The organism is Pseudomonas sp. GW822-FHT04H02, assembly GCF_058800645.1.
Genome location: NZ_JBXAMM010000003.1, coordinates 344,289 through 359,788, shown reverse-complemented (window position 1 = coordinate 359,788; position 15,500 = coordinate 344,289). Strand labels below are relative to the sequence as shown.

The following is a 15,500-nucleotide window of genomic DNA, read 5'->3' as shown; positions in this document are numbered from 1 at the left end:
GCCAGCGCCAACCGTGGTCGGCGCTGTCGTTACAAGGGTACCCAGGGTCAGGGTTGGCTTTGTGGCAGGATCAGGACCAGCATATTGCCTTCCTCATAGCGCTTGCCTCCGGGCGGCAGCAGCGCCACTTCCTCGCTTTCCACCACGTCCTTGACCCGCATCACCACACCCACCGAACCCTGTTTGCGGGCCTCGCTGACCCACTGCCCGACCTCGGCCATGCTTACCTTGCGCTGCGCCGAATCAGCATAAGCCAGGCCATATTTCAATTCGCCCTCGGTGTTGTACAGCGTCACCTCCGGGCGTTGCAGGCGCCAGGCCAGGGCCGAGGCGGCGCCCAGGTCATTGCTCAGCAGCGTCTTGGTCTGCCTGAGCTCCTCGATATGTTCCTTGATGAACTGGTCCGGCATCTGGTTATGCACGATGAACCCCGGCATGCCCGCCGGCAGCAGGGCCACCAGCAACCAGATGCCCAGGGCCGGGGCCGCCCAGTACTGCAGCGGACGGGCGGCCGGCAGCAGGTTGGCGATGATCCAGCCCATCAGCATGATGAACACCAGGGACAGGCTGAGCATCTCGTTGTGGCCGTAGACCGGCCGGGTGAGCTGGATGTACAGCAGGGCCACCATGGCCGCCACGCCGATCAGCAGGTTGAGCAGGCTGTTGATGCGGATGCTCCGGCCCTGGCTGGCGTTGATACGGTCGATCAGGGCGCTGCCCATGAGCACGGCCAGCGGCAGCAGGCACGGCATGATGTAGGTTGGCAGCTTGCCGCGGCTCAGGCTGAAGAATGCCAGGGGCAGCAGGAACCACAGCAGCAGGAATCCGGTCGGAGCCTGGCGCTTGTCTTTCCAGGCTTGCATGAATGTGCCCGGCAACAGGGCTGCCCAGGGCAGGCTGGAGGCCACCAGCAGCGGCAGGTAGAACCACCAGGGGCGGGTATGTTGGGCGTTGTCGGCGGCGAAGCGGCGAATGTGCTCGTGCCAGAAGAAGAAGCGCCAGAAGTCGGGCTCGTGGGCGTGGATGCTCAGTACCCAGGGCAGGCTGATGCCGATCGCTACCAGCACGGCCACCAGCCCGTAGCGCAGCAGTTCGCCCAGACGGCGTTGCCAGATCATGTAGGGCAGGGCGATGAGTACCGGCAACAGCCAGGCCAGGAAACCCTTGGTCATGAAGCCCATGCCACAGGCGACGCCCAGCCCGGCCCATGCCAGCAGGCGTTCGCGGGTGGTTCGGCCGTCCAGGGCGAACCACAGGGCTACCAGACTCAGGTTGACCCACAAGGTGAACTGCGGATCAAGGTTGGAGTATCCGGCTTGCCCGGCAATCAGGCCGAAGCTCATATAAAGCAAGGCGGCGGCGAAGCTCTTGCGCGGGTCGCTCCACATGCGACGGGTGATCAGGTAGGCCAGCAGTACGCTCAGGCCGGTGCTCAGGGCCGAGGCAATGCGCACGCCGAACAGGTTGTCGCCAAAGACCGCCTGGCCGATGGCGATCAACCAATAGCCGGCGATGGGCTTCTCGAAGTAGCGGATGCCCATGAAGTGTGGCGCCACCCAGTCGCCACTGAGTAGCATTTCCTGGCTGATCTGGGCGTAGCGGGTCTCGTCGGGAATCCACAGGCCGTGGCTGGTCAGAGGTAGCAGGTAGAACAGGCCGAAGGCCACGAGCAACAGAGGAAGTGCCCAGCGCTGGAGAGTGCTGGTTGTACTTGCGCCGAGGGTAAAGCCGGACGGCGGGGCGCTTGTTCCATAAGCGGGGGGCGGCGAAGTGCGGTGCATTTGTATCCTCGAAGTCATTGGCCGATAGCGATTTCGTTATTTGCTGGGGGTTGCTGACAAAGCGTCAATTTTGTCGACCTGCTGGCTTTTCCAAGTTCGCGAAGTTTCAGCGGGCAGCATTCATTTGTTTGAGAATTTTTTTATAAATGCGGCTGTCCGTTTCTTATTAGTACAGAAACTTGTTAAGTCAATTAATTAGCCGGCAAGTGTGTCGCTTCCCCTAATAAAGTCTGTTGGCATGTTGTTAAAAATAGTTACAAGTTACTCAAGGGGTTGATCAAGTACGTGCTGCCAGCTGCCCGCATCCAGGGTTCCCAGTACTTGCATGTGGCCTTGCGGATCCAGGGTGATAAACAGCGAGCTGGTGTATTCGCTGGCCAGGGCGTGCGGGTAGCCCAGCTGGCGTTCCAGGCTGCTGATGCAGTCGCTGTGGGTTATCAGGATCAGATTGCGCTTGAGTGACTTGTGCGCCTTGATCGTCTGCTGGAAATGCTCGTCACAGGTGGCCAGCCAGTCCTGGGTCTGCGCCGCACCGTTGAACATGAATTCCGTCGTTTGCCGGGTGCGGGTTGCGGGGCTGCTGATGACATCGGTGGCGGCCATGCCCAGGGTGCGAAAGGCTCGTCCCAGGTCGCTGGCGCTGTGGCTTCCGAGCTGGGTAATGCCATCGGCGGGCCCCAGGCAGGGGTTGGCGGAGCGGTCACAACGCTCGGCATGGCGGACCAGGACTATCACTTCGCCCCCTTGCCAGTGACGGTAGATGTTGGCCTGCTGCATCTGGTTGCCGACCCCCAGGTCGCGAGGCGTGATGGGCCACAGGACAAAGCCGCTGACCAGGATTGCCAGGGCCGCCGCACAGACGCCACCGACGATTCGCCAGGTTCGGGGGGGCTTGTTGCCAGTGCCGGATTCAGCGGTGTTGAGCACGTGGTGTACCTGAGTAGGTTTTTGCCGAGTGTTGGGTATTCGGGTTGGAACTGGTGCGTTGAAGACGAACGACATGCAGTCACTGGAACCCGCACTGCAACTGGGGCCAATTTAGGTCGGGCCAGGTGGGCGAAGAGTGAAAGCAATGTGAAAAAAACGAATGGGCGACGGCAGTTCTTTTAAAACCGGACAGCCTTTGTTCAGGTTGTTGGCCCGAACGCTGCTTTGTTATCCGGTTATGCACGTCAGATGGCTTCGGGAGGTTATTCCCGGAGTTTCGTTTTTATCGTTGAGGCAAGTGCGAGGCGAACTTTATCCGATAAAAAACAGCGGATGAAAAATCCTCGCGTTTAGTTCAGCTTATTGTCAGCTTGGGCTGGAGGGCGGGCATGAGAAGGGAGGTTTTCCTGCCCGTTGTTTCGGGCAGGAAGTGATGCCGGGGAGCGGGCGGCTCAGTGATTGACGGTGTAGGCCAGCATTGCCGACAGCTGGCACAGTGGCCGGCCGCTCTCCTGCTGCCATTGGTTGAATACTTCCTGCACCAGGGCCTGGTCGCGTTTGCTGCTGGGCACCTTGTCGATGATGTTCTGGGCATTGAGGGCCGCGACCACGTCCCAGGTGGGGATAAAGGTGTCCTTGCCCACCATGCGCAGGAAGCGCGGGGCAGACAGCCCGCCCATCTGGTTGCCATGTTTGGCCAGGTACTGCCAGAGCCCGGTGATGTCCTGCACCGGCCAGTCGGCGATGAAGGCGCCAAAGCTGCCGTGCTGCTTTTGCACATCGAGGATCATCTGCGCGTTGCGCGGCACGCTCTTGAGCTTGCCCAAGTGGCGGATGATCCGCGTGTCCTGCATCAGCCGCTCCAGGTGCTCGGCGCCCATCAGCACCACCTTGTCCGGATCGAAGCCGAAAAACACCTGCTCGAACGCCGGCCATTTGGCGTCCACCAGGCTGTGTTTGAGGCCGGCGCGGAAAACCCGCAGGGCCAGGGTCGAGAGGTAGCGGTCGGCGCTCAATGCGCGCAGGTAGTCGTCGCTGGCCGGGGTGGGCAACTGGGCTTCCAGAGCCGCAGCGGAACCGAAGCGGTTGAGACAGTATTCATTCAGCCATTTGTAATCGTGCATGCCTGCTCCGGGACGGTCGGGAGGGTCGGAAAGTCTGTTGACCAAGGTTGGGGCCTTTGGCGGCATTACAAGTTCCCCGGGGGCCGGGGAACCTGGGGCGTATTCAGGCCGGGCTGGCGCCTTCGCCCGCGAGCCGGCGATTAAGCTGGAAGCGCCAGCGCACGTAGAGCAACGCCGAAGTGAACACGGCCAGGCTGGCGAACATCTCCAGCAGGCCGAACATTTGGCGGTTCGGGTCGTAGGCCGCCAGGGCGCCCTTGATGAAGTACAGGTTGACCACGAAGCACATCCACGAATGGCCACGGGCACTGCCGCTGAGCATGCCGGGGGCCATCAGCAGCAGCGGCACCAGCTCGATCAGCAGGATGACCCAGGGGCGGGCACCGTGCAGATCGGCCACCAGCAGGTAATACCCGCAAAGCAGCCCCACCAGGCCGAAGAAGCAGACCAGGCTGAGGATTCGCATCAGGCGGACCCGGGGCTCCAGCCATTCCACCGGGGGCAGGATCTTCGGCTTCTTAGCCACGGCCGTTCTCCAGTCGCAGGGCGGTTTTCGCCAGACGCAGGCCCAGGGCCCGGCACAGTGCAATCTCGTGTTCGTCCAGTGGGCTCTTGCCATCTGCTCCGGCATGGTGGCTGGCGCCATACGGGGTGCCGCCACCGCGGGTTTCCAGGAGGGCCGACTCGCTGTAGGGCAGGCCGGTGATCAGCATGCCGTGATGCAGCAACGGCAGCATCATCGATAGCAGGGTGGCTTCCTGGCCGCCATGCAGGCTGGCGGTCGAGGTGAACACGCCGGCAGGCTTGCCCACCAGGGCACCGGTCAGCCAGAGGTTGCTGGTACCGTCGAGAAAATACTTCAGCGGCGCTGCCATGTTGCCGAAGCGGGTCGGGCTGCCCAGGGCCAGGCCTGAGCAGTGCTTCAGATCGTCGAGGCTGGCGTACAGGGCGCCGCTGTCGGGGATGTCCGGGGTGACCGCCTCGCATTCCGCGGAGATCGCCGGGACAGTGCGCAGACGAGCCTCCAGGCCGGCCTGCTCGACGCCGCGGGCGATCTGCCGGGCCATCTCGTTGGTCGAGCCGTTGCGGCTGTAGTACAGGACCAGGATATAGGGCGCGCTCAAGGCAGGATCTCCAGCACGTTCTCCGGCGGCCGGCCAATGATGGCCTTGTCGCCGGCTTCGAGAATCGGCCGCTCCATGAGTTTCGGGTGCTGGGCAATGGCGGCGACCAGTTGCTCTTCGCTGAGGCTCGGGTCGGCCAGGTTGAGGGTCTTGTACTCGTCCTCGCCGGTGCGCAATAGCTGGCGCGCGCTGAGGCCGAGCTTGGCCAGAAGGCTGCGCAACTGGGCTGCATCCAGTGGGGTTTCCAGGTAGCGGACCACGGTCGGGGCCAGGCCGCGTTGTTCCAGAAGTTCCAGCGCACCGCGGGATTTCGAGCAGCGCGGGTTGTGATAAAGCGTCAGATCGGTCATGTGCGGGTCGCATCTTGCGTAAGGTGGCGGCTATTCTACCCGCGCGACGGGCACTCCTGAACCTTGGGAGTCGTTAGGTCGCAGCGACCCTGGGTCGACGGTTATTTTTCAAGACATCTTTCAAGACAGGAAACAGCGCATGGCAAGGCAATTGGCGGCGGTATTGGCGATCATCACAACCCTGCTGCTGGGCGGTTGTGGCAATGACTACGGGGTCGACCAGTATGGCCAGAAAGTCGCCGCCGAGCGTATCGACAAGCAGTGGCTGGTGCTCAACTACTGGGCCGAGTGGTGCGGGCCTTGCCGTACCGAGATCCCGGAACTCAACGCCCTGAACGAGCAGCTCAAGGGGCAGTCGGCATCGGTGATGGGGGTCAACTTCGACAATGTGCAGGGTGAAGAGCTAAAGAGCGCCAGCGAGAAGCTGGGGATCAAGTTCACCGTGCTGGCACGGAACCCCGCGGAGCTCTTCGATCTGCCACGCAGCGAGGCGCTGCCGGTGACCTACATCATCGACGACAAGGGCAAGGTACGTGAGCAGATGATGGGCGAGCAGACTGCAGCCGGTGTGCTGGCGAAACTGCAGGCCTTGCGCGGGCATTGAGGGCGCGAGGATCTGGAGCCGCTGCCGCGCAGTGCGAGCGCCCTCAAGTGACGCGGGGGGCCTGAAACTCGCCAGAGATTCATCCAGGAACATCCTGGAGTCCCGTTCGCAGCCTCGCGGGCTCGGCAGCGGCTAGCGCACTATCAGCCTTCTTCCAGCCACCAGCGCAACGGCTTGCCCTCGGCAGGCCAGAACCGCACCTGCTCGATCGGCGAGATGTCCCAGCGCTCAACGGTTTCCAGCGCCTGAAGGAAGCGCCGCTCCTGCTCCATCAACGCCGGTGCACAGAGTTTGCGGGTGCTGCCGACCTTGCCGAAGCTGAGTTTTTCGCCGTCCAGGGTGTAGGGCGCGAACCAGTGGTTGCAGCCGCCATTGCCATAGGCCCGACCGTCCTCGCCGAGGGTGATGGTCAGGTGGCTGTAATCGATCAGCGGACGCTCGCCAATCCATTCCAGGACGTAACTGCGATCCTGCTGCAACTTCAGCGGCTCGGCGGCGCAGCCCAGCAGGCCGGCCCCCAGCGCCGCAGTCAGTATCAGGCGTTTCATTGGCCGGCCTGCTGGCATTTCGGGCAGCGGTGATGCTCACCCTCGCTACGCCAGCCGAGCTCGGCAATGCGCGCGCTGGCGGCAGGCTTCTGGGCCTTGCTGCCCAGCTTGGCATCCACTGCGAACTCGAAGTCCAGGGTGGCGTCGCAGCTGTCGCAATTGACCTGCCACTGGTGGATCGCCAGTTCGCCGAATACCGGGCCACGCGCCACGGCGACCCACTGGCCGACGGGGTTGATCAAGTGGCGCACGGTGTCCACGGTCAGGCGCATGGAGAGGTCCTTGCTGCCCTTGAGGGTGACCAGAAGCACGTCGTCGGTACGGATCGAGCCACCGTTGCCGGTGACTTGATAGCGGCCGGGCACCAGGGCACGGCATTCGATCAGGGTGTGTTGCGGGTTCATCAGGTTGTAGCGGAAATCGTGTTCGACCATGGGTCCTCCAAATCTGCCGCGTATGCTAGCACGGGCCCCTGCGGCGCAGGTTGCGGGCAGGTGACCTTCGATCAGCCCGTGGCGCGGATTTCAGCCGTGGACCCGGTTCTGCGGCTGGCCAGCTGCCCAGCTGGCGATGTTGTGCAAGGTGGTCTCGGCGATGGCCGCCAGGGCTTCGCGGGTCAGGAACGCCTGGTGCGCAGTGACTATCACGTTGGGAAAGGTCAGCAGCCGCGCCAGCACGTCATCCTGCAGGGGTAGATCGGAGCGGTCCTCGAAGAACAATTGCGCCTCTTCTTCATAGACATCCAGCCCCAGGTAGCCCAGTTGGCCACTCTTGAGCGCCTCGATCAGCGCTGGGGTGTCCACCAGGCCGCCACGCCCGGTGTTGATCAGCATTGCTCCCGGTTGCATGTGGGCCAGGCTCTGCTGGTTGATCAGGTAACGACTGTCCTCGGTCAACGGGCAGTGCAGGCTGATGATCTGCGACTGGGCCAGCAGCTCGGGCAGGTCCAGGTAACGGGCACCGAGGGCTTCTACGGCGGGATTGGGGAAGGGGTCGTACGCCAGCAGCTGGCAGCCGAAGCCGGCCATGATCCGGGCGAAGGTCGCGCCGATCTGGCCGGTGCCGACAATGCCCACGGTCTTGCCCACCAGGTCGAAGCCGGTCAGGCCGTGCAGGGTGAAGTCGCCTTCGCGAGTGCGGTTGTAGGCCCGGTGCAGGCGGCGGTTGAGCGCCAGGATCAGGGCCACGGCATGTTCGGCGACCGCATGGGGGGAATAGGCCGGGACCCGTACCACATCCAGCCCCAGGCGCTGGGCCGCGCTCAGGTCGACGTGGTTGTAGCCGGCCGAGCGCAGAGCGATCAGGCGGGTGCCACCGGCAGCCAGCTGTTCCAGTACCGGGGCACTGAGGTCGTCGTTGATAAAGGCACAGACCACTTCATGGCGTTCAGCCAGGGCGGCGGTATCCAGGCTCAGGCGTGCGGCCTGGAATTGCAGTTCGATGCCTGCTGGCAGTTGAGCGCCGAGGAAACTCTCGCGGTCGTAGTTCTGGCTGCTGAAAAGAATCGTACGCATGGCTGCATCCTTGTTCGGGGCGCCCAGCATGGCGGCTGGGCGCCGGGCAGGTCTTGCCCTGGGTCAGGCGTTGGTCCGCGCTTCGGCAGCCAGGCGGCCGATGGCGTGGTCCAGTTCATCCAGGGCGGCAAAGGCTTTGGCATCTTCCTGCTTGAGCAGGGTCTCGCTGCGCTGGCAGGCGGCGCGCAATTGCGGCACACCGCAGTAGCGGGTGGCACCGTGCAGGCGGTGGACCCGTTCGATCAGGGCGTTCTGGTCATTGGCGGCCCGCGCTGCCTTGATGGCTTCGCGGTCGGCGTCCAGGGACGCCAGCAACATGGCCAGCATGTCCGCCGCCAGATCGGCCTTGCCGGCGGCCAGGCGCAGGCCTTCGTCCTGATCCAGTACCTGCAGTTCCAGCCCCAGTTCCGGGCGCTCGCTGGCCCGCTCCGGGCCCTGGTTGCGCAGGGCCAGGCCGGTCCATTTCAGCACCACCTGGGCCAGTTGGCGCTCACTGATGGGCTTGGTCAGGTAGTCGTCCATGCCGCTTTGCAGCAGGGCGCGCTTCTCGTTGGCCATGGCGTGGGCGGTAAGGGCGACGATGGGCAGCGGCGTACCGTGTCGCTCGCTTTCCCACTGGCGGATCGCCTCGGTACTCTGCCGGCCGTCCATGCCGGGCATCTGCACGTCCATCATTACCAGGTCGAAGGGTTCGGTCTGGATCGCGTTCAGCGCGGCGTAACCGTTGTCCACCGCCAGCACCTTGGCGCCCATGTCCTCCAGCAGGGTCTGGATCAGCAGCAGGTTGGCCGGGTTGTCATCGACACACAGCACTCGCGGCGCGCGGCTGGAAAGGGTTTCCTCCGGTTCGCTGCGAGCCCGGCGCGGGGTCACCAGGTCGGACAGGGCCCGGCGCAGCTTGCGGGTGCACGCGGGCTTGGCCTGCAACTGGCTGTGAGGGTTGGGCACCGACAGATGGAACAGTGTCTGTTCGGTGGTCGGGCACAGTACCAGGACCTTGCAGCCCAGGTGTTCGAGGTCCCAGATATGCTGGCTCAGGCGTTCCGGCGACATGTCGTTGGTGGTGATGCCCAATACCGCCAGGTCGATGGCCTGTTCGCTCTGGTGCACGCCGGTAATGCCGTTGGTCAGGGCCTCCAGGGTATTGAACGGGGTCACCTCCAGGCCGCAGTCCTCCAACTGGTGTTGCAAGGCCTGGCGCGCCAGCTCGTGGTTTTCCAGTACCGCCACGCGCCGCCCCAGCAGCGGCGGGCCGGGCAGGTCCTCGGCGTCGTCGCGGGTTTTCGGCAGGTTGAGGCTGATCCAGAACTCCGAACCTTCGCCCGGGGTGCTGTCGACACCGATCTCGCCGCCCATCTGTTCGATCAGGCGCTTGGAAATCACCAGCCCAAGTCCCGTGCCGCCGGGTTGCCGCGACAGCGAGTTGTCAGCCTGGCTGAAGGCCTGGAACAGGGCGCGCACATCCTGGTTCGACAGGCCGATACCGGTGTCCTGGATGCTGATGCGCAGTTGCACGCTGTCTTCGTGTTCTTCTTCCAGCATGGCCCGGGCGACGATAGTGCCTTCGCGGGTGAACTTGATGGCGTTGCTCACCAGGTTGGTAAGAATCTGCTTGAGCCGCAGCGGGTCGCCCACCAGCGACAGCGGCGTATCGCGATAGACCAGGCTCACCAGTTCCAGCTGCTTGGCGTGGGCGGCCGGGGCGAGGATGGTCAGGGTGTCTTGCAGCAAGTCCCGCAGGTTGAACGGGATGCTGTCGAGCACCAGTTTGCCGGCTTCGATTTTCGAGAAGTCGAGGATCTCGTTGATGATGCCCAACAGGCTGTCGGCGGATTTCTCGATGGTGCCCAGATAGTCCAGCTGGCGTGGTGTCAGCTCGCTTTTCTGCAACAGGTGGGTGAAGCCGAGAATGCCGTTGAGCGGTGTACGGATTTCATGGCTCATGTTGGCCAGGAATTCCGACTTGATCCGACTGGCCTCCAGGGCCTCCTTGCGCGCCAGGTCCAGCTCGATGTTCTGGATCTCGATGGTTTCCAGGTTCTGGCGCACGTCTTCGGTGGCCTGGTCGATGCTGTGCTGCAATTCTTCCTGGGCATTCTGCAGGGTGCTGGCCATGCGGTTGATGCCCGAGGCCAGCTCATCCAGCTCCTGGCTGCCCAGGGGTGGCAGGCGGGTTTCCAGGTTGCCGTCCTTGAGTTGCGCCACGGCCTGCTTGATCTGGGTCAGCGGGTTGTTGATGGTGCGGCCCATGCGCACTGCCAGTAGGGCGGTGCCGGCCAGCCCGGCGGCAATCAACAGCAGGCTGGCGAACAGGCTGCGGTAGCCGCGCAGCAGCATGCCACTGTGGGACAGCTCCAGTTCCACCCAGCCCAGCAGGCGGTCGGACTCATCGGGAATCAGGTCGCCGGCCAGGTTGCGGTGCCGGCCGAAGACCGGCAGTTGATAGCGGGTCGCGTCGCTGCCGGAGCGTTGCATCATGTGGCTGCTGTTACCGGCGGGAGGCGGGTTGAGCATGCTGGGGCCGGCATGGGCCAGCAGGCTGCGATCCGGGGCAAGGAGCGATACGGCGCGCACGTCTTGCTGTTCCAGCGCCTGGGTGGCAATGCGCTCGAGCATCTGGGTGTTGTGGTTGCCCATGGCCGGGGCCACCAGGGAGGCCAGTTGTTCCGCGATCATCTCGCCACGCTGCAGGAGCTGGGTCTGCAGGTCCGAGAGCTGCATCCAGGTGAAGTAGCCGCCCAGCACCAAAGCCATCAGGCTGGTTGGCAACAAGGTCAGCAACAGTACGCGGCCTTTGATTCCCAGTTTCTTGAGCACGCAACTCTCCTGCTTCCACGCTGTTTTGAAAGGTCTACGGGCACGTCCGTGATGCGCCACCTGCGCAGTGTAACGATTTGCCGGGGGCTGATCTTGGCAAATTGCGCCAGGGCGGCCGTCGCCTGAAATGCCTGAAGCCGGGCTGCGACCAAGGCACTGGTTGCCGCGATCCGGGCAATCTTGAATAATCGCCCAACTGAGAATCACTTGCAGAAGTCAATGACTCCCGTATCTGTTGAGCCACCACGTATTCTGACCATTGAAGATGACCCGGTGCTGGGTGCCTATGTGCGCGAGCAACTGGAGCATTGTGGCTTTGCCGTGACCTGGTGCCAGAACGGCCCGGAAGGGCTGGGCATTGCCCGGCGCCGACCTTTCGATGTGGTGCTGCTGGATATCCTGTTGCCCGGAATGGATGGCCTGGAAGTGCTCACGCACTTTCGCCAGAGCCATTCCACGCCGGTGCTGCTGATGTCCGCCCTGGGAGCGGAAGCCGACCGAATCAGCGGTTTCCGCCTGGGGGCCGACGATTACCTGCCCAAGCCATTCAGCATGGCCGAGCTGCGTGTGCGCATCGAGGCCATCCTGCGCCGGGTCGCCCTGGACCGGCGACCGATGCCGCCGGTACCCGTCAGCCTGGCCCAGAGCCTGCGCTTCGACGATGAGCGCAGCGACGTGTTCTTTGCCGAGCAATGGGCCGGCCTGACCCGCAGTGAATACCGCCTGCTGGATACCTTGCACCGCAATGGCGACGAGGTGTTGAGCAAGGCCTTCCTTTATCAGCATGTACTGCAACGCGGTTATGCGGCCCACGACCGTAGCCTGGACATGCATGTCAGCCAGATCCGTCGCAAGCTCAAGGCGCTGGGCTACAGCGAGCGTGAGCTGCGAACCGTGTGGGGCAAGGGTTATGTGCTGAGCGCCTTAGATGAACTGGTCTGATCTGCCGGGGCGGCATTCGCTGTTCTGGAAGCTGGCGTGCCTGTTGGTAGCTTTCTGCCTGTTGATGATCTGGCTGAGCTGGTCCTGGGGGCGTTATGTGGAGCAGAAGAACCTCTACCTCTCCGATGAGGCCAGAGCCACCTTGGGCAGCTACGCCCGCGAGGCCGAGCAGGCCTGGAAGGGCGGCCAGAGTGCCGGTGTCGATGCCTGGATCCAGCAGATCGCCAGCCGCGAGAAAACCTGGATCGGCGTGATTGGCAGTGACCTGCAATCCCTGAGCAGCTACCCGTTGACGCCGGCGGAGGCCCAGCGCCTGACCTTCCTGCGCGGTGCCGACTGGCCGGTGAGCCGGCACGCCCGGGGCCTGCCGTGGCTGAAAGTACCCTTTCCCGAGGATCCGTCCCTGGGCAGCCTGGTGATCGAGTTGCCGCAACGTTTCATGCCGGGGCGCTACCGGGTGTTCTGGCAGGTGATCACCAATGGGGTGATTCCCGGGCTGTTCACCTTGTTGCTGTGTGTCGGCCTGTATCGCTTGCTGGTGGTGCCGCTGAACCAGTTGCGCGAGCAGGCCAACGCCTGGCGGGCGGAGCAGTTGAACGTGCGGCTGTCCAGTGAAACCACCCAGCGTCGGGACGAGCTGGGCGAACTGGGACGGGCGTTCGATCAGATGTCCGAACGTCTGCAGAGTACCGTGGCGGTGCAGCAGCAGTTGTTGCGGGACCTGTCCCACGAGTTGCGCACCCCCCTGAGCCGCCTGCGCGTGGCCTGCGATGGCGAGCGTGATCTTGCCGCGCTGCGCGAACGCTTGGCGCGGGAGGTCGACGGCATGCAGCGCCTGGTGGAGGACAGCCTGCAACTGGCCTGGCTGGACACCGAGCGTGCGCCACTGCCGCAAGAGCAGATCCAGGTCCAGGCGTTGTGGGAGATGCTCAGCGAAAATGCCTGCTTCGAGAGTGGCTGGTCCGCGCAGCAGCTGCGTTGCGAGCTGGAGGCCGATTGCTGGGTTCGCGGGCACCTCAATACCCTGGCCCAGGCCCTGGAAAACATCCTGCGCAACGCTATTCGGCATTCTCCGGCCGGAGCACGGGTCAGCCTCGGAGGCCAGCGCGACGGCAAGTACTGGCACCTGTGGCTGGATGACGAAGGGCCGGGGGTGGCTGAAGAGGATCTGGAAAGGATCTTCGCCCCCTTCACTCGTCTGGATGGGTCGCGACCGGGGGATGGCGGTTTCGGCCTGGGCCTGAGCATCGCCCGCAATGCCGTAGGGCGTCAGGGTGGGCAGTTGTGGGCGCAGAACCTGGCCCAGGGCTTGCGCATCCACGTGCGCCTGCTGGCGGCCTGAGGCTTGCCCTGGGCTGCCTTATTCCAATAAGCCATAAGGCTCGCACTTTGCGTGATATGGCGCTCGGTCGTTTGCCGGTATGATAGGCGCCCCCGCAGTCTGGATTGCGAATACGCCATGACCTTGCAGTACCCAACCATCGCCGATTGCGTCGGCAACACCCCCCTGGTCCGCCTGCAGCGCCTGCCCGGCGCCACCAGCAATACCCTGCTGCTAAAGCTCGAGGGCAACAACCCGGCGGGTTCGGTCAAGGACCGTCCGGCACTGTCGATGATCACCCGCGCCGAGTTGCGCGGGCAGATCCAGGCCGGCGATACCCTGATCGAAGCGACCTCGGGCAATACCGGCATCGCCCTGGCCATGGCTGCGGCGATCAAGGGCTACAAGATGATCCTGATCATGCCCGACAACTCCAGCGCCGAGCGCAAGGCGGCGATGACCGCCTACGGCGCCGAGCTGATTCTGGTCAGCCAGGAAGAAGGCATGGAAGGCGCCCGTGACCTGGCCGAGCGGATGCAGGCCGAAGGCCGCGGCAAGGTGCTCGACCAGTTCGCCAACGGCGACAACCCTGAGGCCCACTACAGCGGCACCGGCCCGGAAATCTGGCGCCAGACCCAGGGCAGCATTACTCACTTCATCAGCTCGATGGGCACCACCGGCACCATCATGGGCACCTCGCGTTACCTGAAGGAGCAGAACCCGGCGGTGCAGATCGTCGGTCTGCAGCCGATGGAAGGCTCGGCCATTCCCGGCATTCGCCGCTGGCCCGAGCAATACCTGCCGAAGATCTACCAGGCCAGTCGGGTCGACCGGATTGTCGACATGGCCCAGAGCGAGGCCGAAGACGTGACTCGGCGCCTGGCCCGTGAAGAAGGGATCTTCTGTGGCGTCTCTTCCGGCGGTGCGGTGGCAGCGATGCTGCGCCTGTCCCGGGAAGTGGAAAACGCAGTCATGGTCGCGATCATCTGCGACCGTGGCGATCGTTACCTGTCGACCGGCATTTTCGATGCGCCCAATTGATGGCTAAGCACGAGAGAGGCCTGCGCTTCCAGCCGGCGGGCGGTAGCCGGGCGCCGCAGATTCCAGTGGGCAAGAAGCAGCGTTTGACGATTCAGCGTCTGGCCAACGACGGCCGTGGCATTGCCTTTGTCGAAGGGCGTACCTGGTTTGTCAGCGGTGCCCTGGCCGGTGAAGAAGTCGAAGCTCGGGTGTTGGGCAGCCACGGCAAAGTGGTGGAGGCCCGTGCCGAGCGTATCTTCAACGCCAGTGATCTGCGTCGCCCGGCGGCCTGTGCCCATGCCGGGCGTTGCGGCGGTTGCAGTGTCCAGCATTTGCCCCATGACGAACAGCTTGCCCTGAAACAGCGCATGCTCGCCGAGCAGTTGTCCAAGGTCGCGGGTGTCGAGCCCGAGGCCTGGGCCGCCCCCTTGAGCGGTCCCGAGTTCGGCTATCGGCGCCGCGCCCGGGTGGCGGTGCGCTGGGACGCCAAGGGCAAGCAACTTGAGGTGGGTTTTCGCGCTGCCGGTAGCCAGGACATTGTCGCCATCGACGATTGCCCGGTGCTGGTACAGGCCTTGCAACCTGTCATGAACCGTTTGCCCGCCATGCTGCGACGCTTGAGCAAGCCTCAGGCACTGGGGCATGTGGAGTTGTTCAGCGGTTCGGCCCTGGCGGTGCTGTTGCGCCACATGGCGCCGTTGTCCGACAGCGACCTGACGATCCTCAAGGACTTCTGCGATTTCCATCAGGCGCAATTGTGGCTGCACGGTGAAGGCGAGCCGCAACCCTTTGATCCATCGCAGGCTCTGGGCTACCGCCTGGAGACCTGGGACCTGCACCTGGCGTATCGGCCGGGTGACTTCATCCAGGTCAATGCGGGAGTCAATGAAGCGATGGTCGCCCAGGCCCTGGAGTGGCTGGCGCCGCAAGCTGATGAGCGGGTGCTGGACCTGTTTTGCGGCCTGGGCAACTTCGCCTTGCCGTTGGCCCGACAGGTGCGGGAAGTGGTGGCGGTAGAGGGCGTGGCGACCATGGTGGCGCGCGCCGCGGAGAATGCCGCCAGCAACAATTTGCATAACACGCGCTTTTTTCAAGCCGATTTATCCCAACCTCTGAGCGCTGCCGAGTGGGCTGATGAAGGCTTTTCTGCGGTACTCTTGGACCCACCCCGCGACGGTGCTTTCGAGGTGGTCCGCCAGTTGGCGACCCTGGGTGCCAAGCGGTTGGTGTACGTGTCATGCAATCCGGCAACTTTGGCTCGTGACACGGTCGAACTGATCAAGCAGGGCTATAGATTAAAACGTGCCGGGATCCTCGATATGTTTCCTCAGACGGCGCATGTCGAGGCCATGGCGTTATTTGAAGCGAGCTAGGATGGCTTGTCTAATCCGACTGGTCTTTCGGGAGTGGCGCGCTGGCCCTGCGAGC

The 15,500-nt window shown here is 63.7% G+C and carries 15 protein-coding genes; 5 read left to right on the top strand and 10 right to left on the bottom strand.

What is annotated here, in order from left to right; genetic code table 11:
- Positions 1–47: 47 nt before the first annotated feature.
- From arnT to arsC, 6 genes are all read right to left on the bottom strand, one after another.
- Positions 48–1,799 (bottom strand): lipid IV(A) 4-amino-4-deoxy-L-arabinosyltransferase, encoded by a 1,752-nt coding sequence (gene arnT, locus AC1RMG_RS13905; protein WP_401026836.1) that lies wholly within the window; start codon positions 1,797–1,799, stop codon positions 48–50.
- Between the two features lie 243 nt (positions 1,800–2,042).
- Positions 2,043–2,708, bottom strand: coding sequence for a lipopolysaccharide core heptose(II)-phosphate phosphatase PmrG (pmrG, locus tag AC1RMG_RS13900; RefSeq protein ID WP_053159789.1), 666 nt, complete (start codon positions 2,706–2,708; stop codon positions 2,043–2,045).
- A gap of 452 nt (positions 2,709–3,160) precedes the next feature.
- The gene (locus tag AC1RMG_RS13895; protein WP_011062722.1) at positions 3,161–3,832 is read right to left on the bottom strand and encodes a DNA-3-methyladenine glycosylase I; all 672 of its coding nucleotides are present in this window, start codon (positions 3,830–3,832) and stop codon (positions 3,161–3,163) included.
- A 103-nt stretch (positions 3,833–3,935) separates the two neighbouring features.
- Positions 3,936–4,358 (bottom strand): DUF2069 domain-containing protein, encoded by a 423-nt coding sequence (locus AC1RMG_RS13890; protein WP_077934632.1) that lies wholly within the window; start codon positions 4,356–4,358, stop codon positions 3,936–3,938.
- A complete protein-coding gene (wrbA, locus tag AC1RMG_RS13885) occupies positions 4,351–4,956 on the bottom strand; it encodes an NAD(P)H:quinone oxidoreductase (RefSeq protein WP_041752480.1) in 606 nt (201 codons plus the stop codon). Before wrbA ends, AC1RMG_RS13890 begins: the two co-directional genes overlap by 8 nt.
- Complete coding sequence (arsC, locus tag AC1RMG_RS13880; RefSeq protein WP_041119496.1) at positions 4,953–5,306, bottom strand: arsenate reductase (glutaredoxin); 354 nt, start codon at positions 5,304–5,306, stop codon at positions 4,953–4,955. The genes wrbA and arsC overlap by 4 nt, the downstream gene beginning before the upstream one ends.
- A 139-nt stretch (positions 5,307–5,445) precedes the next feature.
- Here arsC and AC1RMG_RS13875 point away from each other — a divergent pair, with 139 nt between their 5' ends.
- Entirely contained in the window at positions 5,446–5,910 is a 465-nt protein-coding gene (locus AC1RMG_RS13875; protein WP_011062718.1) for a TlpA disulfide reductase family protein, read from the top strand.
- A gap of 143 nt (positions 5,911–6,053) precedes the next feature.
- Here AC1RMG_RS13875 and AC1RMG_RS13870 read toward each other — a convergent pair whose 3' ends face one another.
- From AC1RMG_RS13870 to AC1RMG_RS13855, 4 genes are all read right to left on the bottom strand, one after another.
- The gene (locus AC1RMG_RS13870; protein ID WP_019094589.1) at positions 6,054–6,458 is read right to left on the bottom strand and encodes an META domain-containing protein; all 405 of its coding nucleotides are present in this window, start codon (positions 6,456–6,458) and stop codon (positions 6,054–6,056) included.
- Positions 6,455–6,892 (bottom strand): hypothetical protein, encoded by a 438-nt coding sequence (locus AC1RMG_RS13865; RefSeq protein WP_011062716.1) that lies wholly within the window; start codon positions 6,890–6,892, stop codon positions 6,455–6,457. The genes AC1RMG_RS13870 and AC1RMG_RS13865 overlap by 4 nt, the downstream gene beginning before the upstream one ends.
- A gap of 90 nt (positions 6,893–6,982) precedes the next feature.
- The gene (locus tag AC1RMG_RS13860; protein WP_011062715.1) at positions 6,983–7,972 is read right to left on the bottom strand and encodes a 2-hydroxyacid dehydrogenase; all 990 of its coding nucleotides are present in this window, start codon (positions 7,970–7,972) and stop codon (positions 6,983–6,985) included.
- 63 nt (positions 7,973–8,035) lie between these two features.
- Positions 8,036–10,789: a response regulator gene (locus AC1RMG_RS13855; protein ID WP_011062714.1), complete on the bottom strand. Its 2,754-nt coding sequence runs from the start codon at positions 10,787–10,789 to the stop codon at positions 8,036–8,038.
- A 219-nt stretch (positions 10,790–11,008) separates the two neighbouring features.
- On the opposite strand from AC1RMG_RS13855, the gene AC1RMG_RS13850 reads away from it, so the two are divergent.
- From AC1RMG_RS13850 to rlmD, 4 genes are all read left to right on the top strand, one after another.
- Positions 11,009–11,731 carry a response regulator transcription factor gene (locus AC1RMG_RS13850; RefSeq protein ID WP_011062713.1) on the top strand — a complete coding sequence of 241 codons (723 nt, stop codon included), beginning with the start codon at positions 11,009–11,011 and terminating at the stop codon, positions 11,729–11,731.
- Positions 11,718–13,073: a sensor histidine kinase gene (locus AC1RMG_RS13845; RefSeq protein WP_011062712.1), complete on the top strand. Its 1,356-nt coding sequence runs from the start codon at positions 11,718–11,720 to the stop codon at positions 13,071–13,073. Before AC1RMG_RS13850 ends, AC1RMG_RS13845 begins: the two co-directional genes overlap by 14 nt.
- Before the next feature lie 117 nt (positions 13,074–13,190).
- Positions 13,191–14,093, top strand: a complete 903-nt coding sequence (cysM, locus tag AC1RMG_RS13840) for a cysteine synthase CysM (RefSeq protein WP_011062711.1) — start codon at positions 13,191–13,193, stop codon at positions 14,091–14,093.
- On the top strand, positions 14,093–15,445 hold the full coding sequence (gene rlmD, locus AC1RMG_RS13835; RefSeq protein WP_493169431.1) for a 23S rRNA (uracil(1939)-C(5))-methyltransferase RlmD: 1,353 nt from the start codon (positions 14,093–14,095) through the stop codon (positions 15,443–15,445). The genes cysM and rlmD overlap by 1 nt, the downstream gene beginning before the upstream one ends.
- The last annotated feature ends 55 nt before the right edge of the window (positions 15,446–15,500 follow it).

What these genes read in the sequence shown, in the direction of transcription:
- rlmD (WP_493169431.1), top strand. Translation starts at nt 14,093, where the DNA reads ATGGCTAAGCACGAGAGAGGCCTGCGCTTCCAGCCGGCGGGCGGTAGC.
- arnT (WP_401026836.1), bottom strand. Translation starts at nt 1,799, where the DNA reads ATGACTTCGAGGATACAAATGCACCGCACTTCGCCGCCCCCCGCTTAT.
- AC1RMG_RS13895 (WP_011062722.1), bottom strand. Translation starts at nt 3,832, where the DNA reads ATGCACGATTACAAATGGCTGAATGAATACTGTCTCAACCGCTTCGGT.
- AC1RMG_RS13865 (WP_011062716.1), bottom strand. Translation starts at nt 6,892, where the DNA reads ATGGTCGAACACGATTTCCGCTACAACCTGATGAACCCGCAACACACC.
- AC1RMG_RS13875 (WP_011062718.1), top strand. Translation starts at nt 5,446, where the DNA reads ATGGCAAGGCAATTGGCGGCGGTATTGGCGATCATCACAACCCTGCTG.
- AC1RMG_RS13845 (WP_011062712.1), top strand. Translation starts at nt 11,718, where the DNA reads ATGAACTGGTCTGATCTGCCGGGGCGGCATTCGCTGTTCTGGAAGCTG.
- AC1RMG_RS13850 (WP_011062713.1), top strand. Translation starts at nt 11,009, where the DNA reads ATGACTCCCGTATCTGTTGAGCCACCACGTATTCTGACCATTGAAGAT.
- AC1RMG_RS13860 (WP_011062715.1), bottom strand. Translation starts at nt 7,972, where the DNA reads ATGCGTACGATTCTTTTCAGCAGCCAGAACTACGACCGCGAGAGTTTC.
- arsC (WP_041119496.1), bottom strand. Translation starts at nt 5,306, where the DNA reads ATGACCGATCTGACGCTTTATCACAACCCGCGCTGCTCGAAATCCCGC.
- cysM (WP_011062711.1), top strand. Translation starts at nt 13,191, where the DNA reads ATGACCTTGCAGTACCCAACCATCGCCGATTGCGTCGGCAACACCCCC.
- AC1RMG_RS13870 (WP_019094589.1), bottom strand. Translation starts at nt 6,458, where the DNA reads ATGAAACGCCTGATACTGACTGCGGCGCTGGGGGCCGGCCTGCTGGGC.